The 22,832-nt window shown below is 63.4% G+C and carries 20 protein-coding genes and 1 other RNA gene; 10 read left to right on the forward strand and 11 right to left on the reverse strand.

Translation table 11 applies throughout. The features are described 5' to 3' along the window. Positions 1–72: 72 nt before the first annotated feature. From AC07VU_RS05775 to AC07VU_RS05790, 4 genes are all read right to left on the reverse strand, one after another. Complete coding sequence (locus AC07VU_RS05775; RefSeq protein WP_495029604.1) at positions 73–1,188, reverse strand: ABC transporter permease; 1,116 nt, start codon at positions 1,186–1,188, stop codon at positions 73–75. Continuing rightward, a complete protein-coding gene (rbbA, locus tag AC07VU_RS05780; RefSeq protein WP_495029605.1) occupies positions 1,188–3,908 on the reverse strand; it encodes a ribosome-associated ATPase/putative transporter RbbA in 2,721 nt (906 codons plus the stop codon). The genes AC07VU_RS05775 and rbbA overlap by 1 nt, the downstream gene beginning before the upstream one ends. Beyond that, a complete protein-coding gene (locus AC07VU_RS05785; RefSeq protein WP_495029606.1) occupies positions 3,905–4,870 on the reverse strand; it encodes an HlyD family secretion protein in 966 nt (321 codons plus the stop codon). The genes rbbA and AC07VU_RS05785 overlap by 4 nt, the downstream gene beginning before the upstream one ends. Before the next feature lie 134 nt (positions 4,871–5,004). Next, entirely contained in the window at positions 5,005–5,454 is a 450-nt protein-coding gene (locus AC07VU_RS05790) for an EVE domain-containing protein (protein ID WP_114761713.1), read from the reverse strand. A gap of 195 nt (positions 5,455–5,649) precedes the next feature. On the opposite strand from AC07VU_RS05790, the gene AC07VU_RS05795 reads away from it, so the two are divergent. Further along, positions 5,650–5,796 carry a hypothetical protein gene (locus AC07VU_RS05795; protein ID WP_007926740.1) on the forward strand — a complete coding sequence of 49 codons (147 nt, stop codon included), beginning with the start codon at positions 5,650–5,652 and terminating at the stop codon, positions 5,794–5,796. A 34-nt stretch (positions 5,797–5,830) separates the two neighbouring features. On the opposite strand, the gene AC07VU_RS05800 is transcribed toward AC07VU_RS05795, so the two are convergent. The 4 genes from AC07VU_RS05800 to AC07VU_RS05815 form a co-directional block, all read right to left on the reverse strand. Beyond that, the gene (locus tag AC07VU_RS05800) at positions 5,831–6,436 is read right to left on the reverse strand and encodes a 5-formyltetrahydrofolate cyclo-ligase (RefSeq protein WP_274304971.1); all 606 of its coding nucleotides are present in this window, start codon (positions 6,434–6,436) and stop codon (positions 5,831–5,833) included. Positions 6,437–6,586: 150 nt separating this feature from the next. Then, positions 6,587–6,765, reverse strand: a non-coding RNA gene (gene ssrS, locus AC07VU_RS05805) — 6S RNA. 24 nt (positions 6,766–6,789) lie between these two features. Beyond that, positions 6,790–7,113: a cell division protein ZapA gene (locus tag AC07VU_RS05810; protein ID WP_007926742.1), complete on the reverse strand. Its 324-nt coding sequence runs from the start codon at positions 7,111–7,113 to the stop codon at positions 6,790–6,792. Next, positions 7,110–7,319, reverse strand: coding sequence for a TIGR02449 family protein (locus AC07VU_RS05815; protein WP_007911197.1), 210 nt, complete (start codon positions 7,317–7,319; stop codon positions 7,110–7,112). Before AC07VU_RS05815 ends, AC07VU_RS05810 begins: the two co-directional genes overlap by 4 nt. A gap of 140 nt (positions 7,320–7,459) precedes the next feature. Here AC07VU_RS05815 and AC07VU_RS05820 point away from each other — a divergent pair, with 140 nt between their 5' ends. From AC07VU_RS05820 to gcvH, 8 genes are all read left to right on the forward strand, one after another. Beyond that, the gene (locus AC07VU_RS05820; RefSeq protein ID WP_007926743.1) at positions 7,460–8,017 is read left to right on the forward strand and encodes a YecA/YgfB family protein; all 558 of its coding nucleotides are present in this window, start codon (positions 7,460–7,462) and stop codon (positions 8,015–8,017) included. Positions 8,018–8,044: 27 nt separating this feature from the next. Next, complete coding sequence (gene pepP / locus AC07VU_RS05825) at positions 8,045–9,379, forward strand: Xaa-Pro aminopeptidase (protein ID WP_007926745.1); 1,335 nt, start codon at positions 8,045–8,047, stop codon at positions 9,377–9,379. Beyond that, on the forward strand, positions 9,376–10,563 hold the full coding sequence (gene ubiH, locus AC07VU_RS05830) for a 2-octaprenyl-6-methoxyphenyl hydroxylase (protein WP_007926748.1): 1,188 nt from the start codon (positions 9,376–9,378) through the stop codon (positions 10,561–10,563). Before pepP ends, ubiH begins: the two co-directional genes overlap by 4 nt. 121 nt (positions 10,564–10,684) lie before the next feature. After that, the gene (locus AC07VU_RS05835) at positions 10,685–11,902 is read left to right on the forward strand and encodes a 2-octaprenyl-3-methyl-6-methoxy-1,4-benzoquinol hydroxylase (protein ID WP_274306851.1); all 1,218 of its coding nucleotides are present in this window, start codon (positions 10,685–10,687) and stop codon (positions 11,900–11,902) included. Between the two features lie 201 nt (positions 11,903–12,103). After that, a complete protein-coding gene (locus AC07VU_RS05840; protein ID WP_053263050.1) occupies positions 12,104–13,105 on the forward strand; it encodes an extracellular solute-binding protein in 1,002 nt (333 codons plus the stop codon). A gap of 94 nt (positions 13,106–13,199) precedes the next feature. Continuing rightward, complete coding sequence (locus AC07VU_RS05845) at positions 13,200–14,816, forward strand: ABC transporter permease (RefSeq protein WP_007926754.1); 1,617 nt, start codon at positions 13,200–13,202, stop codon at positions 14,814–14,816. A 156-nt stretch (positions 14,817–14,972) separates the two neighbouring features. Further along, entirely contained in the window at positions 14,973–16,055 is a 1,083-nt protein-coding gene (gene gcvT, locus AC07VU_RS05850) for a glycine cleavage system aminomethyltransferase GcvT (RefSeq protein ID WP_087092502.1), read from the forward strand. 51 nt (positions 16,056–16,106) lie between these two features. Then, a complete protein-coding gene (gcvH, locus tag AC07VU_RS05855; protein ID WP_009046109.1) occupies positions 16,107–16,490 on the forward strand; it encodes a glycine cleavage system protein GcvH in 384 nt (127 codons plus the stop codon). 94 nt (positions 16,491–16,584) lie between these two features. Here the strand turns inward: gcvH and AC07VU_RS05860 are convergent, their stop codons facing one another. The 3 genes from AC07VU_RS05860 to AC07VU_RS05870 all read right to left on the reverse strand — a co-directional run bounded on the left by AC07VU_RS05860 (position 16,585) and on the right by AC07VU_RS05870 (position 19,723). Then, positions 16,585–17,292 (reverse strand): hypothetical protein, encoded by a 708-nt coding sequence (locus AC07VU_RS05860; protein ID WP_277589812.1) that lies wholly within the window; start codon positions 17,290–17,292, stop codon positions 16,585–16,587. A gap of 220 nt (positions 17,293–17,512) precedes the next feature. Further along, a complete protein-coding gene (locus AC07VU_RS05865) occupies positions 17,513–18,196 on the reverse strand; it encodes a hypothetical protein (RefSeq protein ID WP_274304969.1) in 684 nt (227 codons plus the stop codon). A 384-nt stretch (positions 18,197–18,580) separates the two neighbouring features. After that, positions 18,581–19,723 (reverse strand): DegT/DnrJ/EryC1/StrS family aminotransferase, encoded by a 1,143-nt coding sequence (locus tag AC07VU_RS05870; RefSeq protein WP_457275191.1) that lies wholly within the window; start codon positions 19,721–19,723, stop codon positions 18,581–18,583. A 174-nt stretch (positions 19,724–19,897) separates the two neighbouring features. On the opposite strand from AC07VU_RS05870, the gene gcvP reads away from it, so the two are divergent. Continuing rightward, positions 19,898–22,771 carry an aminomethyl-transferring glycine dehydrogenase gene (gene gcvP, locus AC07VU_RS05875; protein WP_274304967.1) on the forward strand — a complete coding sequence of 958 codons (2,874 nt, stop codon included), beginning with the start codon at positions 19,898–19,900 and terminating at the stop codon, positions 22,769–22,771. The last annotated feature ends 61 nt before the right edge of the window (positions 22,772–22,832 follow it).

A 22,832-nucleotide genomic window follows, 5' to 3' on the forward strand; every position in this document is an offset into this window, starting at 1 on the left:
GCTCCGCCGCACTTCAGCCTGGCGGCTGATCGCGAGCAAGCTCGCTCCTACAAGTTGGCCCCTGAGGCAACCTCAGGACGCCAGGCTCTTGCGGAACCGCGCCAAGGCGATGCCGAAGAACAGCAGGCCGATCACCGCCAGGGCTAGCAGGTCTGGCCAGACCACTTCAATGCCGGCGTCGCGAAACAGGATCGCGGCGCTGAGGCTGACGAAGTGGGTCGACGGCGAGCCCTGCATCACCCATTGCAGCCACTGGGGCATGCTGTCCAGCGGGGTACTGCCGCCCGATAGCAGCAACATCGGTATGATCACCGGAATCGCCAGCAAGCCGAATTGCGGGGTCGAGCGCGCCAGCGTGGCGAGAAAGATCCCCAGCGCGGTGCTGGCGAACAGGTAAAGCCCGGTCACCGCGAGGAACAGCGCCAGCGAGCCGGCCAGCGGCACGCCCAGTACACCCTTGACGATCACCTCCAGCGACACCCAGGTGCAGAGCACCACCACCAGCATGTTGCTCCAGATCTTCGCCAGCATGATTTCCAGGGCAGTCAGCGGCAACACCAGCAGATGGTCGAGGGTGCCGTGCTCGCGCTCGCGCAGCAGCGCCGTGCCGGTCAGGACAATGGCCAGGATGGTGATGTTGTTGACGATCTGAATCACCGCGAGAAACCAGCCGCCCTGCAGATTGGTGTTGAACAGCGCGCGACTGGTCAACAGTGCGGGCATCCGGCTCGCCGGGTCGGCCTGGTTGTAGTTGAGCAGTTCGCGCTGGAAAATCCGCCCGATATAACCGGCGCCCATGAAGGCCTGGCTCATGGCCGTGGCGTCGACATTCACTTGCACGCTGGGTTGGCGCCCGGCCAGCAGATCGCTCTGGAAGTTGGCCGGCACATTGATGACGAAGGTGAACTGGCCGCTGTCCAGAACCTGGTCCAACTGGTTGTAGGGCAACTGCACCGGGCTCTGGAATTCCGGCGGTTGCAGGGCCTCGGCCAGCTGGCGCGAGAGCTGGCTGTGGTCTTCGTCCACCAGCGCCACGCTGGCGTTGTGCACGCCGATCACCGAACCGGCCGCCGGCATGTAGATGGCCACGGTGAAGGCGTACAGCAGAAACAGCAGCAACACGCTGTCGTGTCGCAGGCTGGTGAGCTCCTTGAGGCCCAGGCGCAGGATGTGGTTGAACCGGTGCATCAGGCCTCCTGTTTTTTCAGCATCGCCAGGCTCAGCCCGGTGAACCCGAGGAAGAACCCGAACAGTACCAGGCACTGCGGCCACAGCTGGCGCAGGTCCAGGGCCTTGGTGAAGGTGCCGACGGCAATGTCGAGGAAGTAACCGGCGGGGAACAGCTGCCCCATCAGCGCCGCGGCGCCGTCCAGCGACGAGCGCGGCACGATCAGCCCGGAGAACTGGATGGTCGGCAGGCTGGTGATGATCATGGTGCCGAGGATCGCCGCGATCTGGGTACGGGTGAACGCGGAAATCAGCAGGCCCAGGCTGGTGGTGGCCAGCACATACAGCAGGCCGCCGAAGGCCAGGGTCAGGCCGCTGCCCTTGAAGGGCACGCCGAACAGCCAGCGGTTCATGGCCACCAGCAGCGCCAGGTTGATCAGGCTCAGGCCCAGGTAGGGCGCCTGCTTACCCAGGAGAAACTCCAGGCGCTTGAGTGGCGTAGCGTAGAAATTGGTGATCGAGCCCAGCTCCTTCTCGCGCACGATGCCCAGCGCCGTGAGCATCGCCGGGATGAACGCCAGGATCAGCGCCATCACGCCAGGGCCGATGGCATTCACGCTGACCACGTCCTGGTTGTAGCGAAAGCGTGTTTCCAGGCGGGCCGCGGGTGCTCGCCCCAGGGCCGGGCTGCTGTGTTCGGCGAGCAATTCGATATTGGCCTGATGCACCGCCTCGACATAGTTGCGGCTGGTCTCGGCGCGAAACGGCATGCCGCCGTCGAGCCAGGCGGCCACCGCGGGCTGGCGCCCGGCGTACAGGTCGCGACCGAAACCGGGGGGAATCTCCAGGGCCAGCTTGATCTCCGAGCGTTGCAGGCGCCGATGCAGTTCGGCGGCATCGCGGATCGGCTGCTGCTCCTTGAAGTAGCGGGAGCTGCGGAAGGCTTCCAGGTAAGCGCGGCTTTGCGGGGTCTGGTCCTGGTCGTAGACGGCGAAGGCGAGGTTTTCCACGTCCAGGGAAATGCCGTAGCCAAAGATCACCATCATGAACAGCGCCCCGAGCAAGGCGAACCCCAGGCGCACCCGGTCGCGCAACAGCTCCTTGCCTTCGCGGGTGGCGACGGCGATCAGGCGCGCCAGGCGCAAGCGCCGACTGTCGCTGTGAATGGCGCTGCTGACTTCGGGCTGGGCGGTCGCCGGGGGAGCAGGTTCCGGCGTGCCCTGGGCGTCTTCCAGGCAGCGGACAAAAGCAGCTTCCAGGGTTTCGCCGGCGAACTGTTGCTGCAGGGCGGCCGGTGTATCGCAGGCCAGTACCTTGCCGGCGTGCATCAGCGAGATGCGGTCGCAGCGCTGGGCTTCGTTCATGAAGTGGGTGGACAGGAAGATCGTTACTCCCTGTTCCCGCGACAGCTCGATCAACAGCCGCCAGAAGTCATCGCGGGCCGCCGGGTCCACGCCCGAGGTCGGCTCGTCGAGAATCAACACTTCCGGGCGGTGCAGCACCGCCACCGCCAAGGACAGGCGTTGGCGCAAGCCCAGGGGCAGGGCGCCGGAGGGTTGATCGGCGATCTCCTGGAGAGTGAAGCGGCGGATCAGCTCTTCGATCCGCGGGCCGCTCTCGGCCTTGGGCAGGTCGAACAGCCGGGCGTGCAGCACCAGGTTCTGGCGCACGCTGAGTTCGCCGTACAGCGAAAAGCTCTGGGACATGAAACCCACGCGCTTGCGGGTGGCCAGGTCCCTGGCGTCCACCGGATTGCCCAGCAGCCTGGCGCTGCCTTCGGTGGCCGGCATCAGCCCGGTCAGGACCTTCATGGTGGTGGTCTTGCCGCAGCCGTTGGAGCCGAGAAAGCCGAAAATCTCGCCCCGGCCAATGGCGAAGCTGACCTTGTTCACGGCCGTGAAGTCGCCGAAACGCAGGGTCAGCTCATGGGCTTCGATAGCAATTTGCTGGTTGTCCGTGGTTCTTGGCGGGATCACCAGCGGCTGGTTGTCGTGCCCGCTGTCGCCTTGAAAGTGGGTGAAGGCATCGTCGAGCTTGCCGCTGGGCGTGGCGATGGCCAGTTCCCGGCTCAAGCCCTGGGCAATCAGCCGGCCGCGGTCGAGCATCAGGCAGTGCTCGAACTGCTCGGCTTCCTCCATATAGGCGGTGGCCACCAGCAGCGTCAGTTGCGGGCGCTGGCGGCGAACCTCGTCCACCAGTTCCCAGAAGCGCCGGCGGGACAGCGGATCGACGCCCGTGGTGGGTTCGTCGAGGATCAGCAGGTCTGGCTCATGGATCAATGCGCAGCACAGCCCGAGCTTCTGCTTCATCCCGCCGGACAGCTTGCCCGCGGGCCGTTCGGCGAAACGCAGCAGGTCGGTGGCCAGCAACAGGTTATGCATGCGCTGTTCGCATTCGGTTTTCGACAGGCCGAACAGGGTGGCGAAGAAGCGAATGTTTTCCTCGATCGACAGCTCGGGATACAGGTTGCCGCCCAGGCCCTGGGGCATGAAGGCGATCCGCGCGTACAGGCTGCTGCGATGGCGGCGTTGTTCGATGGAGCCGCCGAGCACCTGCAGTTGGCCCTGCTGCAGCTTCTTCACCCCGGCGATCAAGCCCAGCAGGCTCGACTTGCCGGCGCCATCCGGGCCGATCAATCCGCAGCGGGTACCGCCGGGCAGGCTGAAGGCGAGGTCGACCAGGGCCTGCTGCGAGCCATAGCGGTGGTTGATGCCCGTGGCCTGCAGCGCCAGTTCGTTCATTGCAGGTTGGCCGGCCAGTCCACGGTCGCGGTGCGCACGTAACCGGCGCCGGGCATACCCGGCTTGGCCTGCGGTACGGCGCTGGGCTGGGTCAGTCGCAGCTTGACGCGAAACACCAGCTTTTGGCGCTCATCGCGGGTTTCCACTTCCTTGGGGGTGAACTGGGACTTGGCCGCGACGAAGCTGATCTTCGCCGGCAGTGGCTGATCGGGCAGGGCGTCGAGCAGGATCCGCGCCTCGCTGCCGACAGCCAGGCGCCCGGTCACCGAGGCGGACAGGTAGAGGTTCATGTACTGGTCGCTCGGGTCGATCAGCAGCAACACCCGGCCGCCGGCGCCCAGCACTTCGCCCGGTTCGGCCAGACGCAATTGGATGATGCCGTCGATGGGCGCGCGCAGGCTGCTGTCGTCGATCTCGCTGGTCAGCTGGGCGACCATGGCCTTGGCCGAGCCAATGGCGGCGCGCACCGCGGCGACCTGGGCCTGGGCTGCCTGGACGGCGGCGTTGCCGGTGTTCAGGCGCGCCTGCTGCTGGTCGATGATCTGCTGGCTGGCGTAACCACGGTTGAACAGTTCCCGGGAGCGCTTGAGTTCCTGGTTGGCCAGCAGCAGTTCGCTCTGGCGCAGCTGCACATTGGCTTCGGCCGCCGCGAGGTTTTCCCGGGTGCGCACCACGTCGGCCTCGGCCTGGGCGCGCTGGGCCTCCAGGGTGCGGGTATCCATGCGGGCCAGCAGCTGGTCCTTGGACACTCTGTCGCCTTCGTCGACGAGCACTTCAGCCAGGCGTCCGGGCGTCTTGCTGGCGATCTGCACTTCGGTGGCTTCAAGCCGGCCGTTGCCGATGCTCAGGCCTTCGGGCAGGCGGTCCAGGGTGGACTTCCAGTAACCAAAGCCGCCCGCGATCAGCAGCAATGCCAGCAAGGCGAAGGCAAAAAGGCGGGAGGAGCGGTGATTCGTCGGCATTGGGGACATCCCTGCGGCAGTAGCGTCCTAGTCTGGCGGCTCAAGCCGTTGGGCGACTTGATGTCCGTCAAATGAACGGGCAAGCCTAGTACGTTGTGCGCGGGATGCCTGCCTGAGTATCGATTGCGGCCTGTTCAGCGCAGCGCGAGTACTGCCGCCCACTGTTCGGCGGTCACTGGCATCACGGACAGCCGGCTGCCTTTCTGCACCAGGGGCAGTTCGGCGAGGGCGGTTTGCTGCTTCAGATAATCCAGGCGCAGCACCTTGGGGAAGGTTTCGACATGGGCGACGTCGACGGCGCTCCAGGCGTTTTTCTCGGCGCTGGCCTTGGGATCGAAATGCGGGTTTTCCGGTTCCAGGGCGGTCGGGTCGGGGTAGGCGGCCTCGATGATCCGGCCGATCCCGGCGATGCCCGGTTCGGGACAGCTGGAGTGATAAAAGAAGAATTGGTCACCCACCGCCATGCTGCGCAGGAAGTTTCGTGCCTGGTAGTTGCGTACGCCGTCCCAGCGCGCCTGTTTCTTGAGCGCCAGACCCTCGATCGAGAGTTCTTCCGGTTCGGATTTCATCAGCCAATAGGCCATTTTCTGTGCTCTCCAGAGGGACATGGGCAAGTTGTCGGGCAATTTTATGACAAACCGACAGTCGGTTGACGCCAGCATTTGCGTGTCGGTTCACGTTATCGCAGAATGCCGGGATTTTAAGCTTGACGCTGCTGCACGGCCTGTTATGGAAACCGTCGCTGTCATCGTGTGGGATTTGCCTGAGGGGGGCAATCGATGCAACGCAAACCGGATTTACTATGGATTTTGGTTATTTTGTTCGGTTTGGGCGTAGTGACAACCGGTTATGCGCAGAGTCTGTGGGCCAACAAGACCGACGCACCGGTCGAGCTCGCGCAACAGCAGCAGCCTTACAAGCGTTGATTCCTTCTACGGCGCCGCTCTCTCCTGGTGGCGCCTATTTCGCGAAATACCATTTCTTGTCAGTCACCGTTGCTTGCAGCGGTACATCCCAGCTCGCCTGATCCAGTTTCGCGACTTTCTGACATTCGTGGGCCAGCCCCAGTAGCGTCGGCTTGCGCCAGCTTTTGCGCCGCGCCAGATAGGCCAGGCTGCGATCATAGAAACCACCGCCCATTCCCAGGCGTCCGCCCGCCTCATCGAAGCCGACCAGCGGCAACAGCACCAGATCCAGGGCCCAGACCTTGCGTTGCCGGGCCAGGCTCACCCGTGGCTCGGGAATGCGGAAGCGGTTGGGGCGCAGCTTTTCGCCGGGGCGAACCCGCTGAAACACCATCTTGGTCCGTGGCCAGGCGCTGAGCACCGGCAGATAAGTCGCCTTGCCCCGGCGTTGCGCGGTCAGCAGCAGCGGGCGCGGGTCGATTTCACCGTCCATGGGCAGGTAAAGAGAGATGTGTTTGGCTCGGCGGAACAACGGATGCTGCGCCAGTTGCCGATACAGCCCACGAGAGGCCTGGCGTTGTTCGCTGGCGGTGAGGGCGCGGCGGGCTTTGCGCAGTATGCGTCGAAGTTGCGGGCGGGAAAGCGGCGCCGGTTCGGTCATGGTCGCTCGGGTCCGGGAGGAGTACGGCAGGACAGCGTACCAAATAACCCCTGATCGAAAAAAACGGAGCCGAAAAAAATGGAACTGAAAAAGCGGAGCCCCAAAAAAACAATGCCAGCTATTTGCATAGCTGGCATTGGCATGGAATTCAGGCTCCCCGGATGAACCGCTGTCGACTTAGCCCTTGAACCCGAAAGTTCAAGGCGGAAGATGCAGTAGGCGTTAAGGCTTTCCGTCTAGCGGACATGCACACCGGCCCAACGTGCAACTTCCAGGGTAGTGCGAATCGGCTCAGGGACATCGCCAACTGGCAAGCACCCCAGGGAGTGGTGGGGATTATACCGCAACCACCCTCAGGAATCAGCCTTGGTTGTATCGGTGTCGGTGGCGAGCACCAGATCCACGCGCTCGAGCAGGTCGCGCACCTGTTCGCGGGTCGAACCGCTGGCTTGCACGTCAGGGCGGTCCTGCTTGTGCAGCAGATCGTGGGTGATATTGAGGGCGGCCATCACCGCGATACGATCGGCGCCAATGACTTTGCCGCTGCTGCGGATCTCGCGCATCTTGCCATCCAGATACCGGGCGGCGCTCACCAGATTGCTACGCTCTTCCTGGGGGCAGATGATCGAATACTCTTTGTCGAGGATCTGCACGGTAACGCTATTGCTTGAACTCATGAGTCTTGCTCCAGGGCCTTGAGGCGCGAAATCATCGATTCGACCTTACGCCGGGCGATTTCGTTTTTTTCAATGAGGTGCGCGCGTTCCTCGCGCCAAGTCTTTTCCTGAGCTAATAAGAGTGCGTTTTGACTCTTTAGTTGCTCGACCCGGCCAATTAGCAGTTCGAGTCTAGCCATCAGCGCTTGCAGATCGGTGTCTTCCATTGGATCCCACTGGATTTGTCTGATGAGTGGCAACTGCCTGGGCAAACGAGTTGACGGCCTCGATGGTCTTGGCGCGTCTGCCGATGCTAGGATACAAGGCCTCCATTCTAGACATTGCGCCGCTTGGCGCCTAGCTGCCCATGCCCATTCAGAATTCCCCGTACAACGCCTTCGCCACCCTGCTCAGCAGCAGCGGTCACCCTGTCTCGCCCGCCGAATTGCATGGCCTGTTGCTGGGGCGCAGCTGCGCCGGCGCCGGCTTCGAAGTCGACGGCTGGCTGATCGACGCCGCCGAGCTGCTCGAAGGCGAGCCGCAGGACAATGTTCGCAACGCCTTGATCGGCCTGCAGGAAATGGTCAAGGGCGAGCTGACCAGCGACGACATGACCGTCGTCCTGCTGTTGCCCACCGACGACGCCCCGCTGGCCGAGCGCGCTGCGGCCCTGGGGCAATGGTGCCAGGGTTTCCTCACCGGCTTCGGCCTGAACTCCCGCGACAGCAGTGCCCTGAGCACCGAGGCCACGGAAGTGCTGCAGGACCTGGCGGCGATCGCCCAGGTACAGGACGCGCTGGAAGAGTCCGACGACGGCGAAAGCGACTACATGGAAGTGATGGAATACCTGCGGGTCGCCCCGCTGCTGCTGTTCACCGAGACCAACAAGACGGTTGAACCGGCCGCCAAGCCTTCTCTGCACTGATCGCTCGATAGGGAAATCCGTCTGCCCATGATCCATATCCCGAAATCGGAATACACCCGCCGCCGCAAGGCGCTCATGGCGCAGATGGAACCCAACAGCATCGCGATCCTGCCGGCTGCCGCGGTGGCGATCCGCAACCGCGACGTCGAGCATGTCTACCGTCAGGACAGCGATTTCCAGTACCTCAGCGGTTTCCCCGAACCCCAGGCGGTGATCGTGCTGATGCCCGGTCGCGAGCATGGCGAGTACATCCTGTTCTGCCGTGAGCGTAATGCCGAGCGCGAACTCTGGGACGGCCTGCGGGCTGGCCAGGAGGGCGCGATCCGCGATTACGGCGCCGACGATGCCTTCCCCATTACCGACATCGACGACATCCTGCCGGGCCTTATCGAAGGCCGCGACCGGGTGTATTCGGCCATGGGCAGCAACCCCGAGTTCGATCGCCACCTGATGGAATGGATCAACGTGATCCGCTCCAAGGCACACCTGGGCGCCCAGCCGCCGAACGAATTCGTTGCCCTGGATCATCTGCTGCACGACATGCGTCTGTATAAATCGGCGGCGGAAGTGAAGGTGATGCGCGAGGCCGCGCGGATTTCCGCCCAGGCCCATATCCGGGCCATGCAGGCCAGCCGCGCCGGCCTGTACGAGTTCAGCCTGGAAGCCGAGCTGGACTACGAGTTCCGCCGGGGCGGGGCGAAGATGCCGGCCTACGGTTCGATCGTCGCCGCCGGGCGCAACAGCTGCATCCTGCATTACCAGCAGAACGACGCGTTGCTCAAGGACGGTGATCTGGTGCTGATCGACGCCGGTTGCGAGATCGATTGTTATGCCAGCGATATCACCCGCACCTGGCCGGTGAATGGCAAGTTTTCCGCCGAGCAGAAGGCGATCTACGAGCTGGTGCTGGCCTCCCAGGAAGCCGCCTTTGCCGAGATCGCGCCGAACAAGCACTGGAACCAGGCCCATGAAGCGACCGTCAGGGTGATCACCTCCGGGCTGGTCAAGCTGGGTCTGCTCGAAGGCGAGGTGGACGAGTTGATCGCCAGCGAAGCCTACAAGGCGTTTTACATGCATCGCGCCGGCCACTGGCTGGGCATGGATGTGCATGATGTCGGCGAGTACAAGGTCGGCGGCGAATGGCGGGTGCTGGAAGTCGGCATGGCCCTGACGGTCGAGCCGGGCATCTACATCGCGCCGGACAATCAGAACGTGGCGAAGAAATGGCGCGGCATTGGCGTGCGCATCGAGGATGACGTGGTGGTAACCAAGCAAGGCTGTGAAATTCTCACCGGTGGCGTGCCCAAGACCGTGGCCGAGATCGAGGCCCTGATGGCCGCCGCCCGGAGCTGCGCAGCATGAACCGGGTCAATCTGGCGATCATCGGCGGTGGCCTGGTCGGTGCCAGCCTGGCCCTGGCCTTGCAGGCCGGCGCCAAGGAGCGCGGCTGGAAGATCGTGCTGATCGAGCCGTTCGCTCCGGGCGATACCTATCAGCCCAGCTACGACGCGCGTTCTTCGGCGCTGTCGTTTGGCGCGCGGCAGATCTATCAACGGCTGGGTGTGTGGCAGGAAATCTCCCGTCGCGCCGAGCCGATCAAACAGATCCATGTCTCCGACCGTGGGCGGTTTTCCACCGCGCGGCTGTCGGCCATGGAGGAGGGCGTTCCCGCCCTCGGTTATGTGGTGGAAAACGCCTGGCTCGGCCAATGCCTGTGGCAGGGGCTGGACAAGGACGTGGTGAGCTGGCGCTGCCCGGCCGAGGTCACGCGCATGGAGCCGCTGGAAGACGGCTACCGCCTGACCCTCAACGATGAAACCAGCCTGGATTGCGAACTGGCGGTACTGGCCGACGGCGGTCGCTCGGGGCTGCGCGAGCAACTGGGGATCGGGGTGAAAAAGCGCCCCTACAACCAGAGCGCGCTGATCGCCAATATCACCCCGAGCGAAGCCCATAACGGCATGGCCTTCGAGCGCTTCACCGACGACGGCCCGATGGCCCTGCTGCCGCTGCCGGACAACCGCTGCGCGCTGGTCTGGACCCGCCTGGGCATGGACGCGCAGCGCCTGGCCGCGCTGGACGAACGCAGCTTCCTCAGCGAATTGCAGGGGGTATTCGGTTATCGCCTGGGAACCCTGAAACAGGTCGGCGCGCGACATCTTTACCCGCTGGCGCTGGTGGAGGCCGAGGAGCAGGTGCGTCCTCACCTGGTGGTGCTGGGCAACGCCGCCCATAGCCTGCACCCGATTGCCGGGCAGGGTTTCAACCTGTCGTTGCGCGACGCCCAGGCGCTGGCCGATGCCTTGCTGGTCAGCCCGACGCCGCCGGGCGATTTCAGTATCTTGCAGGCCTACCGCGAGCGGCAGCGCCTGGACCAGGACCTGACCGTGGGCTTCTCCGACCAGGTCACCCGGCTGTTTGGCAGCAAGCTGCCGCTGGTGTCCCTGGGGCGCAATATCGGGCTGCTGGGCCTGGACCTGCTGCCACCGGCCAAACGCTGGTTCGCGCGGCAAGCCATGGGCCTGGGTACCCGTCCCGATGCGTGAGTGGCTGAGCCCGCGACCGGGCATGGAAATCCAGCACAGTGTCGGCAGCCAGACAGCGCGGTTCGACAAAACCCTTTACGTGCGGCTCAAGCCGCAAGCGAGACAGGCTTAAAGCATGGAAATGCGTGCAGATCTGCTGATTGTCGGGGCCGGAATGGTCGGGAGCGCCCTGGCGCTGGCGTTGCAGGACAGCGGCCTGGAAGTGCTGCTGCTCGATGGCAGCCCGCTGAAGGTCAAGCCCTTCGACGACGAAGCACCGTTCGAGCCGCGGGTGAGCGCATTGTCGGCGGCCAGCCAGCGGATTCTCGAGCGCCTGGGTGTCTGGGAAGGGGTGACCCGGCGGCGCAGCAGCCCGTATGCCGAGATGCAGGTCTGGGATGGCAGCGGCACCGGGCAGATTCACTTTTCGGCCGCCAGCGTGCATGCCGAGGCGCTGGGCCACATTGTGGAAAACCGCGTGGTCCAGGACGCGTTGCTGGAGCGCTTGCATAACTGCGACATCGGCCTGCTGGCCAATGCCCGCCTGGAGCAGATGCGCCGTTCCGGCGACGACTGGCTGCTGACCCTGGCCGATGGCCGCAGTCTGCGCGCCCCGCTGGTAATTGCCGCCGATGGCGCCAATTCGGCGGTGCGGCGCCTGACCGGCTGCGCTACCCGCGAATGGGATTACCTGCATCACGCCATCGTCACCAGCGTGCGTTGCGCCGAGCCGCACCAGAGGACCGCCTGGCAGCGTTTCACCGACAACGGCCCGCTGGCGTTCCTGCCGCTAGAGCGCGACGGGCTGCACGATTGGTGTTCGATCGTCTGGTCGACCACGCCCAGCGAGGCCGAACGCCTGATGGCGCTGGACGACAGCGACTTCTGCCGAGAGCTGGAACGCGCCTTCGAAGGCCGCCTGGGCGCGGTGTTGAGCGCCGATCCGCGACTCTGCGTGCCTTTGCGTCAGCGCCATGCCAAGCGTTACGTGGCGCAAGGCCTGGCCCTGATCGGCGACGCGGCCCATACCATCCATCCGCTGGCCGGGCAGGGGGTCAACCTGGGCTTCCTCGATGCCGCGGTGCTGGCCGAGGTGCTGCTGCAGGCGGCCAGCCGCGGCGAACACCTGGCCGACACCAAGGTGCTCAGCCGTTACGAGCGGCGGCGCATGCCGCACAACCTGGCGTTGATGGCGGCGATGGAAGGCTTCGAACGGTTGTTCCAGGCCGATCCGCTGCCGCTGCGCTGGTTGCGTAATACCGGGTTGAAAATGGTCGACCAGATGCCCGAGGCCAAGGCGCTGTTCGTGCGCCAGGCGTTGGGCCTCAGCGGGGATCTGCCGGAACTGGCCAAGGCCTGACCGTTATCGCGAGTAGTCGAACCGCTCAACCGGCGGCTCCCGCAGGGGCCGCGCGGACATGTGTGGGCGCGCGTCTGCTCTGAACCCCACGCTGGCGATGCATCAGCAACATCTCGTAACGCCTCGGTCTCCGGTTCAGTTTGAGAAGCTAAATAGTAGTCCTTATCATTTACTCCCCTTTGATTTCGAGAGACCGCTCCCATGTTGGCACCGAAGCGTCTACTGACCGCCCTGGCCCTCACCCTCATTGGCGGCACTGTCCAGGCAGCCGACGAAGTGGTGGTCTACTCCTCGCGTATCGACGAGCTGATCAAGCCGGTCTTCGATCTCTACACCCAGAAAACCGGGGTCCAGGTGAAGTTCATCACCGACAAGGAAGCGCCGCTGATGCAGCGGATCAAGGCCGAGGGCGAGAACGCCACCGCCGACCTGCTGCTCACCGTCGATGCCGGCAACCTGTGGCAAGCCGAGCAGATGGGTATCCTGCAGCCGTTCACCTCCAAGGTGATCGACACCAACATCCCCCTGCAATACCGCGCCGCCTCGCACGCCTGGACCGGCCTGAGCCTGCGGGCGCGGACCATCGCCTACTCCACCGCGCGGGTGAAACCGTCCGAACTGACCACCTACGAAGCCCTGGCTGACAAGCAGTGGGAAGGCCGCCTGTGCCTGCGCACGGCGAAGAAGGTCTACAACCAGTCGCTGACCGCGACCCTGATCGAAACCCACGGCGCGGCGAAAACCGAAGAAATCGTCAAGGGCTGGGTCAACAACCTGTCCACCGACGTGTTCTCCGACGACGTCGCGGTGCTCGAGGCGATCAGCGCCGGCCAGTGCGACGTGGGCATCGTCAACACCTACTACTATGGCCGCCTGCACAAGCAGAAGCCGGATCTGCCGGTCAAACTGTTCTGGCCGAACCAGGGTGACCGCGGCGTGCACGTCAACCTGTCGGGCATCGGCCTGACCAAGCACGCACCGCACCCGGAAGCCGCCAAGGCCCTGGTGGAGTGGATGACCACCGAGGAAGCGCAGAAGATCTTCGCCGACGTGAACCAGGAATTCCCGGCCAACCCGAGCGTGCCGCCGTCCGCCGAAGTGGCCGCCTGGGGCAAGTTCGTGGCCGACACCCTGCCGGTGGAAGTCGCCGGCAAGCGCCAGGCCGAGGCCATTCGCCTGATGGACCGTGCTGGCTGGAACTGATCCGCTGGTTATACTGCGCCCCGCCTTTGCGGGGCGTTTTGTTTAACCGGTTCGTAATTGCCTTTTATTGATCCATCTCGTTCGAGAGTCTTTCGTGGCCCATCCCGCCCAACGTCGCTGGTACCCGCTGGTTTTTGCCGTCGCCGCCCTGGTGCTGCTGCCGCTGAGCGTGCTGCTGCTGTCGTGGCAGGTGATCGACCAGCAGATCTGGTCGCACCTGTGGGAGACCCAGATGCCGCGCCTGCTGGGCAACACCCTGACCCTGGTGCTGGGCGTCGGCGTCGGTGTGACGCTGCTGGGTGTGAGCCTGGCCTGGCTGACCAGCCTCTGCGAGTTTCCCGGAAGGCGCTGGCTGGACTGGGCGCTGATGCTGCCCTTTGCGATTCCGGCCTACGTGCTGGCCTTTGTCTTCGTCGGCCTGCTGGACTTTTCCGGCCCGGTGCAGACCCTGCTGCGCGAATGGTTCGGCACGGGCCTGCGCCTGCCGCGGGTGCGTTCCACCGGCGGGGTGATCCTGGTCCTGGTGCTGGTGTTCTATCCCTATGTGTACCTGCTGGCGCGCACTGCGTTCCTGGCCCAGGGCAAAGGCCTGATGGAAGCCGCGCGCGTGCTTGGGCAGACGCCCTGGCAGGCGTTCTGGCGCGTGGCCCTGCCCATGGCGCGGCCGGCCATCGGTGCCGGTGTGGCCCTGGCGCTGATGGAAACCCTGGCCGATTTCGGCGCGGTGGCGGTGTTCAACTTCGACACCTTCACCACCGCCATCTACAAGACCTGGTATGGCTTCTTCAGCCTGTCCAGCGCCGCGCAGCTGGCCAGCCTGTTGCTGCTGGCGGTGATGCTGGTGCTGTACGGCGAGCGTCGCGCCCGTGGCGCCAGTCGCTCCGGCAACGAGCGGCCGCGGGGCAAGGCGCTGTATCACCTGCATGGCATCAAGGCCCTGGCGGCCACCAGTTGGTGCGCGTTGGTGTTTGCCTGCGCCTTTGTCATCCCAGTGCTGCAACTGGTGGTGTGGTTCTGGCAGCGTGGCCGTTTCGACCTCGACGAGCGTTATGCCGGGCTGATCCTGCACACCCTGTACCTGGGCGCCATGGCGGCCCTGATCACGGTCAGCGTGGCCCTGCTGCTGGCGTTCGCCCGACGGCTGGCGCCAACCCGGGCGATCCGCTCCGGCGTCAGCCTGGCCAACCTGGGGTATGCCTTGCCGGGTTCGGTGCTGGCCGTGTCGATCATGCTGGCCTTCAGTTATCTGGACCGCGAACTGGTGATTCCGCTGTCGGGCTGGCTGGGTGGAGCGGGCAAGCCGTTGCTGCTGGGCAGCCTGGCGGCGTTGCTGCTGGCCTATCTGGTGCGGTTTATCGCGGTGGCCTACGGGCCGCTGGAAAGCAGCCTGGCGCGGATCCGCCCCTCGTTACCGGAAGCGGCGCGCAGCCTGGGGGTCAGCGGACCGCGACTGTTTTTCAAAGTGTATCTGCCGCTGTTGCTGCCCGGCACCCTGAGCGCGGCGCTGCTGGTGTTCGTCGATGTGCTCAAGGAAATGCCCGCCACCTTGCTGATGCGCCCGTTCGGCTGGGACACGCTGGCGGTGCGGATCTTCGAGATGACCAGCGAGGGCGAGTGGGCGCGTGCCGCGTTGCCGGCCCTGACCCTGGTCCTGGTGGGATTGCTGCCGGTGATCGGACTGATCCGACGCTCCGCTCATCGAATCGGTTAGGTGCCAGTGTCACACCTTGCGGCTACAATGCGCGGCATTCGGTGTGGTCGATCTTTCTGATCGGGTCTTTTGAATTGTCTGAGAGCCATCTATTTCAAGGCTTCCAGCTCATACAGCGACCGCCCGCACCTTCGCCACGCCCGGAAGGAGAAACCCATGGGACAGCGCACGCCTCTGTATGACCTTCATCTCGCCCTGGGCGCGAAGATGGTCGATTTTGGCGGTTGGGATATGCCTCTGCATTACGGCTCGCAGGTCGAGGAGCACCATCAGGTGCGACGCGATTGCGGGGTTTTCGATGTATCCCACATGACCGTGATCGATGTCGACGGCCCCCAGGCCAAGGCCTGGCTCCAGCACCTGCTGGCCAACGATGTCGAACGCCTGCAAAGCCCCGGCAGGGCCTTGTACAGCGCCATGCTCAACGAGCACGGCGGTATCGTCGACGACATGATCGTCTACCGCACCGAAGCCGGTTACCGGCTGGTGGTCAATGCCGCCACCCGTGACCAGGACATGGCCTGGATGCAGGCGCAGCTGGGCGCTTTCCAGGTGCAACTGCACGAACGCTCCGAGCTGGCGATGCTGGCGATCCAGGGGCCCCACGCCCGCCACAAGATCGCCGAGCTGGTGACCCAGTCGCGCGGCACGCTGATCCAGCAACTCAAGCCCTTCGAAGGCCAGGCCGATGGCGACTGGTTCATCGCGCGCACCGGGTACACCGGTGAGGATGGCCTGGAAATCGTCCTGCCGGCCAACCAGGCCCCGGCGTTCTTCAACGATCTGGTGGGCGCGGGGATCTCGCCGATCGGCCTCGGCGCCCGCGATACCTTGCGCCTGGAGGCCGGCATGAACCTGTACGGCCAGGATATTCACCAGGAGGTTTCACCGCTGGTGGCCAACATGGCCTGGAGCATCGCCTGGGAGCCGGCGTCGCGAAAGTTCATCGGGCGCACCGCGCTGGAGGCCGAGCGCGCGGGTGGGGTGAAGCACAAACTGGTCGGCCTGGTGCTGGAAGAACGCGGCGTGCTGCGTGCCCATCAGGTGGTTCGCATCGCCGATGTTGGCGAAGGAGAGATCACCAGTGGTAGTTTCTCTCCTACGCTTAGCAAATCGATCGCCCTGGCGCGGGTGCCCATGGCTACCGCCGACCGCGCAGAAGTGGAAATCCGTGGCAAGTGGTACCCGGTCCGGGTGGTAAAACCGACCTTCGTGCGTCATGGCAAAACCTTGATCTAACTTATTTTCGGCGGGATCTACCGCTGACATTTCTTCTTGAGGACACAGAACATGAGCGATATCCCTGCTGACCTGCGTTTTGCCGAAAGTCACGAATGGGCCCGTCTGGAAGCCGATGGCACCGTGACCGTGGGCATCAGCGACCACGCTCAGGAAGCCCTGGGCGACGTGGTGTTCGTCGAGCTGACCGAAGTCGGCAATGTCTTCGGCGCTGGCGACCAGGCCGGTGTGGTGGAATCGGTGAAGGCCGCTTCCGACATCTACGCGCCAGTGGCCGGCGAAGTGATCGCGGTCAACGAAGACTTGAGCGGCAGCCCGGAACTGCTCAACAGCGACCCGTACGGCGCCTGGATCTTCAAGCTCAAGCCGGCCAACGCTGCTGATCTTGAGAAGCTGCTCGACGCAGCCGGTTATAAGGCCGCTATCGGCGAATAATCCCTGCCAGACGCGAATCCGCTACAAGAGCGCCGTGTTGCCCTTATCGGGTACGCGGCGTTTTTCGTTTGCAGGCGACCTCTTTGGGGCTGGCCTAGCGGCGGAGTGATCTGGCCCGCAGTACGGCTTTGTTCACCCTGATGTGAAGCGCTTCCACTTCTTCTGCCGTCAAACTCGCCGCGGGTTCGCCGCTAACCCAGGTGCCCTGATTGGTGTAGGTGACGGTTTTGGTTTCTCCGTCGTTCACGCTGATGTTGTAAGGGCTGGACAGGCTGCTGGGGATCAGCGAACCCGCCGCTTGGGCCGGACCGAACCATAGTTGAAACTCGTTTTTGGGGGTCATGGTGGTGATGCCTATATTCATGCCCCCTGAGCGGTTCACCCAGAGACTAAGTCCGGTAGAGTCCAACAATATATTGCTGGGGGTGGCTGGAAGTTCGTTATTTATTGAAACATCTCCTGGCGTTCCAGCATTCCTTGCCGGGCTGAATACACCATATTGATCCAGGGTGGTTATCTGGCCTGTGTTGATGGGTAGGTTCTTTCCGCCTGAAGTAAAATTGATGTCTCCTTCTTGCAGCGGTGTGTTGGTGAAATTCACCATGTAGGAATCATTGGTGATATTAAAGATATTCTTGTATTGATAAGTCGGTTGGTTGGGGGCGGCGAATGGCGGTTTTGAAAGCCAGATGACAGTGAAGGAACTGTTTACTTTCTTGGCCAGGTAGAGGCTGTAGTTATTTACCTTTTGTGCAACAAGTTGCTCTTCTTCAATATAGACAATTATGGTTTGCTTACTCATGGCTAATCTCACGCTCATCCTGTGGATGATTTATATACAGAGTCTCGACCCCACCTGGCCCGTTCAACCATGAGTTCGACATCATCAATAAAAAACCCTGTAGATCTACGATATACAGGGTTTTTCTTGCATGAGCGCAACGTGCGAACGGAAGACTGCCAATGGCATCGCGCAGTGCTCTAAGTCCTTCGCGCAACCGATGCTCGATCCGCCCGGCGGACTATGCCGCGATCCCGAGCCTGGCGTGAAGCGCCCTGACTTCAGAGGCGCTCAGGACTCTGGCCGGTTCGCCGGTCACCCAGGTGCCACTGTCGGTGTAGGTGATGGTGACGCTGCCGCCATCCTGCAGGGTCGCTACATAGGGGTTGGACAGGTTGGTGGCGATCAACGAACCGGTTTCCTGAATGTTGCCGAACCAGAGTTGATATTGGCTCTTTGGGGTCAGTGTCGCAGTGCCGATGTTCATGCCGCTCTGACGGTTCACCCAGATGTTGTTGCCGTTGGAATCCAGGAGGATTTCATGCGGATTGCCTTGCAGCAGGTTGTTGATGAGAACATCTGAGGGTACGCCGCCATTCTTGGCCGGAGTGAACACGCCGTTCGCATCGAGCGTCGTGGTCTGGCCGGTGCTGATGGGCAGGTTTCTCCCGCCGGAGGTGAAGGTGACATCGCCACTGCTGACCGGGTCATTGGTGAAGTTGACCATGAAGGACGGGGTAGCGATATCAAAGGTGTTTCTATATTGGTAACTAGGATTGTTGACTGTCGCAACGGGGCCTTTTGATTGCCAGATGACCGTAAAGTCATTGTTTACTTTCTTGGCCAGATAGAGGCTGTAGTTGTTGTTCTTTTGCGCAATCAACTGCTCTTCTTCGATGTATACGATTATTTGTTGGCTGCTCATTTTTTGAACTCCATTTCGAGTAAATTGAAACATGGATTTTTGTAACGGTCTTTGCAACTGCGTAATGGCCTGTTGTCTCCAGGGCGCAGTCATAAGTAAACATAGCAGGCGGAAAGTTGGCCTATAGAATGATTGGCTATTGCTTTGAAGTCGTCTGTATTTCGGAAATTTTATGTATGGGTTCGTGCTGATTTATCATGTGCTTATGTGTACGGTTAAAGTGAGTGCCGCCGGGAGTCTGGTTTTTGGCGCAAAGGATCAGACAAGTGGGCACTTATATAACTATTGGGAGCTGTATTTATTGCTGAAATAAAAACGCCCAATACGGAATATTGAGCGTCTTGAATAGTGCAGAAACCAGCCGTTCAAGGGCTGGGTATTTATTTATGTCTCTTGCAAGACAGCCTTCACCGTCGCTACCGAGCGTTCGACATCGCCCTTGCTCATGGCCGTGAACATCGGCAACGAGACGATCAGCCGTCCCACCCGTTCCGCCACCGGGAACATCCCCTCCTTGAAACCGCGCTCGCGGTACAGGCTCAGCAAGTGAATCGGCGGGTAGTGATAGCCGATGCCGATCCCGCGCTCCTGCATCTGCTCCATAAAGGTCGCCCGCGCCGGTTTGCCGTCATGCCGCTCCGGCAGTACCAGCTGGAACAGGTGCCAGTTGCTGTTGCCGAAGTCCGCCGGGGGCAGCTGGGCGCCGTAGCGGGTTTCGAAGTCGCTGCCCAGGCATTCGAAGTAATGCCGGGCCAGTTCGCGGCGATGAGCGGTGAGGGTTTCGAGGTGGGCGAACTGGCCCAGGCCGATGGCGGCCGCGACGTCGGTCATATTGAATTTGCCGCCCAGCACGTCCACGTCCAGGCCGTCGAAGCCGTGGCGGGTCACGCCCTGCAGTCGGTACTTCTCCGCCAGGCGAGCCTCTTCGGCGGTGTTCAGCACCAGGGCGCCGCCTTCGCTGCAGGTGACGTTCTTGTTGGCCTGGAAACTGAAAGACACCAGGTCGCCGCCAGCGCCGATGCGCTCGCCATTCCAGCTTGAGCCCAGCGCCTGGGCGGCGTCTTCCACGACCCGCAGGCCGTGCTTGCGCGCCAGGGCGTAGAGGCGCGCCATATCGACCGGCAGGCCGGCGAGAAACACCGGGATGATGGCTTTGGTCCGGGGCGTGATGGCCGCTTCCACCTGGGCCAGGTCGATGTTGCGGGTGATCGGGTCGATGTCGGCGAACACCGGGGTGGCGCCGACTTCGAGAATCACGTTGGCCGTGGCCACCCAGGAGATAGGCGTGGTGATGACTTCATCGCCAGGGCCGATGCCGGCGATACGCAGGGCGATCTCCATGGTGCAGGTGCCGGAATTGAAGGTGCGCACCGGGCGCCCGCCGCAGTACTGCGAGAGTTGCGCCTCGAAGGCCTGGACCTTGGGCCCGCTGGTGATCCAGCCCGAACGCAGCACTTCGCCGACGCTGGCGATGGTGGCTTCATCGATGGTGGGTTTGGAAAACGGCAGGAAAGGCAGCTGGCTCATGACGATGGGATACCCGATAAACAGTGGTCGAGGCAGGGCGGCGGGCCGCGCCGGAGTCGAGCATCATGCTACCGGTTCGCCCGGGGTGCCACACCGTCGGCGTGCGGGATCGGCTGCTATGCTGCTTTGACCGTGTTCCATCGACGCCGAGCGCCGCCTGAGAGAGAGCCCGTCATGTCCCAGTTGCCGTCCTTGAGCCAGTTACGCGAACCCAATGCCTTTCTGCGGCGTCACCTCGGGCCCGACGCCGCCGAGCAGCAAGCGATGCTCGACAGCCTGGGCCTGGGCAGCCGGGTCGAGCTGATCGAACAGACCGTGCCGCCGGGCATCCGTTTCAACCGTCCGCTGGACCTGCCGCCAGCGCTGGACGAGCAGGCCGCCCTGGCCAAACTGCGCGGTTACGCCGAGCAGAACCAGGTCTGGACCAGCCTGATCGGCATGGGTTATCACGGCACCCTGACCCCCACGGTGATCCTGCGCAACGTGCTGGAAAATCCCGGTTGGTACACCGCCTACACGCCCTACCAACCGGAAATCGCCCAGGGCCGGCTCGAAGCCCTGCTCAATTTCCAGCAACTGACCATCGACCTCACCGGCCTGGAGCTGGCCAACGCCTCGCTGCTGGACGAAGCCACGGCCGCCGCCGAAGCCATGGCCCTGGCCAAGCGCGTGGCCAAGTCGAAAAGCAATCTGTTCTTCGTCGACCAGAACTGCCATCCGCAGACCCTCTCGGTGGTGCAGACCCGTGCCGAAGGGTTCGGCTTCGAACTGGTGGTCGACAGCCTGGACAACCTCAAGCGGCACCAGGTGTTCGGCGCTTTGTTGCAATACCCGGACACCCACGGCGAGATTCGTGACCTGCGGCCGCTGATCGATCACCTGCACGCGCAGCAGGCGCTGGCCTGCGTGGCGGCCGATCTGTTGAGCCTGTTGCTGCTGACGCCGCCGGGCGAGCTGGGGGCCGACGTGGTGTTCGGTTCGTCCCAGCGCTTTGGCGTGCCCATGGGCTATGGCGGGCCCCACGCAGCGTTCTTCGCCAGCCGCGAGGAGTACAAACGAGCGATTCCGGGACGGATCATCGGCGTGTCCAAGGATGCCCGGGGCAACGTGGCGCTGCGCATGGCCCTGCAGACCCGCGAGCAGCATATCCGTCGCGAGAAGGCCAACTCGAATATCTGCACCGCCCAGGTGCTGCTGGCCAATATCGCCAGTTTCTACGCGGTCTATCACGGCCCGGAAGGCTTGCGGCGCATCGCCCAGCGCGTCCATCGCCTGACCTGCATCCTCGCCGCCGGCCTTGAGCGCAAGGGCATCGAGCGGCTGAACCGGCAGTTCTTCGACACCCTGACGCTGGAGGTCGGCGGTAGCCAGACGGCCATCATCGAGAGCGCCAAGGCCGCGCAGATCAATCTGCGGATCCTCGGACGCGGGCACCTGGGCCTGAGCCTGGATGAAACCTGCGACGAGAGCACCGTCGCCCGGCTGTTCGATGTGTTCCTCGGCGCCGACCACGGGCTGGACGTCGCGCAACTGGATGCTGAAACCCTGGTCCCGGGCATCCCCCAGGACCTGCTGCGCAGCACGTCTTACCTGAGCCATCCGGTGTTCAACAGCCATCACAGCGAAACCGAGATGCTGCGCTATCTCAAGCAGCTGGAGAACAAGGACCTGGCGCTGAACCAGTCGATGATCCCGCTGGGCTCCTGCACCATGAAGCTCAATGCCAGCAGCGAGATGATCCCCATCACCTGGCCCGGCTTCGCCAACCTGCATCCCTTTGTCCCGCCGGAACAGGCCCTCGGCTATTCGCTGATGATCGAGGAGCTGGAGCGCTGGTTATGCGCCATTACCGGCTTCGATGCGATCTGCATGCAGCCCAACTCTGGGGCCCAGGGCGAGTACGCCGGGTTGCTGGCGATCCGCAAATACCACGAGAGCCGCCAGCAGGGAGAGCGCAATATCTGCCTGATTCCCGCCTCGGCCCACGGCACCAATCCTGCCTCGGCGCAGATGGCCGGCATGCAGGTGGTGATCGTCGATTGCGACGCCGCCGGCAACGTCGACCTGCAAGACCTCAAGGACAAGGCGCAGATTGCGGGCGGACACCTGGCGTGCCTGATGGCCACTTATCCTTCGACCCACGGGGTGTACGAAGAGGGCATCAGTGAGATCTGTGAGGTGATCCACAGTCACGGCGGCCAGGTGTACATGGACGGCGCCAACCTCAATGCTCAGGTCGGGCTGACGCGGCCGGCCGATATCGGCGCCGACGTTTCCCACATGAACCTGCACAAGACCTTCTGCATTCCCCACGGCGGCGGTGGCCCGGGCATGGGGCCGATCGGCGTGCGGGCGCACCTGGCGCCGTTCGTGGCCAACCACCCGGTGGTGGCCATCGACGGGCCGCTGCCGCAGAACGGCGCGGTCAGCGCGGCGCCCTGGGGCAGCGCCAGCATCCTGCCGATCAGTTGGATGTACATCGCCCTGATGGGCCCGCAGCTGGCGGATGCCAGCGAGGTGGCGATCCTCTCGGCGAACTACCTGGCCGAACACCTGAGCGGGGCCTTTGCGGTGCTCTACAGCGGGCGCAACGGCCGGGTCGCCCACGAATGCATTCTCGACCTGCGGCCGCTCAAGGCGCAGACCGGCATCAGCGAAGAGGATGTGGCCAAGCGCCTGATGGACTACGGTTTCCACGCGCCGACCATGTCGTTCCCGGTGCCGGGCACGCTGATGGTGGAACCCACCGAAAGCGAGTCCAAGGCTGAGCTGGACCGTTTTATCGAGGCCATGCTGAGCATTCGCGCCGAAATCGCCCAGGTCCAGGAAGGCAACTGGCCGGCCGAAGACAACCCGCTCAAGCGTTCTCCCCATACCCTGGCGGACATCGCCGGGGTCTGGGAACGGCCCTACAGCATCGAGCAGGCGGTGATCCCCAGCCCCCACGCCAGGGCGCACAAGTACTGGCCGACGGTGAACCGGGTCGACAATGTCTACGGCGACCGCAACCTGTTCTGCGCCTGCGTACCGGTGGATGCCTATCGCTGAGCTCGAACGGCGGGCAAAAAAATGCCGCTCTCGTGAGCGGCATTTTTCGTTGCGTCAACCT

The sequence above is a fragment of the Pseudomonas sp. GW821-FHT02B10 genome (genome assembly GCF_059421865.1).

What these genes read in the sequence shown, in the direction of transcription:
- AC07VU_RS05775 (WP_495029604.1), bottom strand. Translation starts at nt 1,188, where the DNA reads ATGCACCGGTTCAACCACATCCTGCGCCTGGGCCTCAAGGAGCTCACC.
- rbbA (WP_495029605.1), bottom strand. Translation starts at nt 3,908, where the DNA reads ATGAACGAACTGGCGCTGCAGGCCACGGGCATCAACCACCGCTATGGC.
- AC07VU_RS05785 (WP_495029606.1), bottom strand. Translation starts at nt 4,870, where the DNA reads ATGCCGACGAATCACCGCTCCTCCCGCCTTTTTGCCTTCGCCTTGCTG.
- AC07VU_RS05790 (WP_114761713.1), bottom strand. Translation starts at nt 5,454, where the DNA reads ATGGCCTATTGGCTGATGAAATCCGAACCGGAAGAACTCTCGATCGAG.
- AC07VU_RS05795 (WP_007926740.1), top strand. Translation starts at nt 5,650, where the DNA reads ATGCAACGCAAACCGGATTTACTATGGATTTTGGTTATTTTGTTCGGT.
- AC07VU_RS05800 (WP_274304971.1), bottom strand. Translation starts at nt 6,436, where the DNA reads ATGACCGAACCGGCGCCGCTTTCCCGCCCGCAACTTCGACGCATACTG.
- AC07VU_RS05810 (WP_007926742.1), bottom strand. Translation starts at nt 7,113, where the DNA reads ATGAGTTCAAGCAATAGCGTTACCGTGCAGATCCTCGACAAAGAGTAT.
- AC07VU_RS05815 (WP_007911197.1), bottom strand. Translation starts at nt 7,319, where the DNA reads ATGGAAGACACCGATCTGCAAGCGCTGATGGCTAGACTCGAACTGCTA.
- AC07VU_RS05820 (WP_007926743.1), top strand. Translation starts at nt 7,460, where the DNA reads ATGCCCATTCAGAATTCCCCGTACAACGCCTTCGCCACCCTGCTCAGC.
- pepP (WP_007926745.1), top strand. Translation starts at nt 8,045, where the DNA reads ATGATCCATATCCCGAAATCGGAATACACCCGCCGCCGCAAGGCGCTC.
- ubiH (WP_007926748.1), top strand. Translation starts at nt 9,376, where the DNA reads ATGAACCGGGTCAATCTGGCGATCATCGGCGGTGGCCTGGTCGGTGCC.
- AC07VU_RS05835 (WP_274306851.1), top strand. Translation starts at nt 10,685, where the DNA reads ATGCGTGCAGATCTGCTGATTGTCGGGGCCGGAATGGTCGGGAGCGCC.
- AC07VU_RS05840 (WP_053263050.1), top strand. Translation starts at nt 12,104, where the DNA reads ATGTTGGCACCGAAGCGTCTACTGACCGCCCTGGCCCTCACCCTCATT.
- gcvT (WP_087092502.1), top strand. Translation starts at nt 14,973, where the DNA reads ATGGGACAGCGCACGCCTCTGTATGACCTTCATCTCGCCCTGGGCGCG.
- gcvH (WP_009046109.1), top strand. Translation starts at nt 16,107, where the DNA reads ATGAGCGATATCCCTGCTGACCTGCGTTTTGCCGAAAGTCACGAATGG.
- AC07VU_RS05860 (WP_277589812.1), bottom strand. Translation starts at nt 17,292, where the DNA reads ATGAGTAAGCAAACCATAATTGTCTATATTGAAGAAGAGCAACTTGTT.
- AC07VU_RS05865 (WP_274304969.1), bottom strand. Translation starts at nt 18,196, where the DNA reads ATGAGCAGCCAACAAATAATCGTATACATCGAAGAAGAGCAGTTGATT.
- AC07VU_RS05870 (WP_457275191.1), bottom strand. Translation starts at nt 19,723, where the DNA reads ATGAGCCAGCTGCCTTTCCTGCCGTTTTCCAAACCCACCATCGATGAA.
- gcvP (WP_274304967.1), top strand. Translation starts at nt 19,898, where the DNA reads ATGTCCCAGTTGCCGTCCTTGAGCCAGTTACGCGAACCCAATGCCTTT.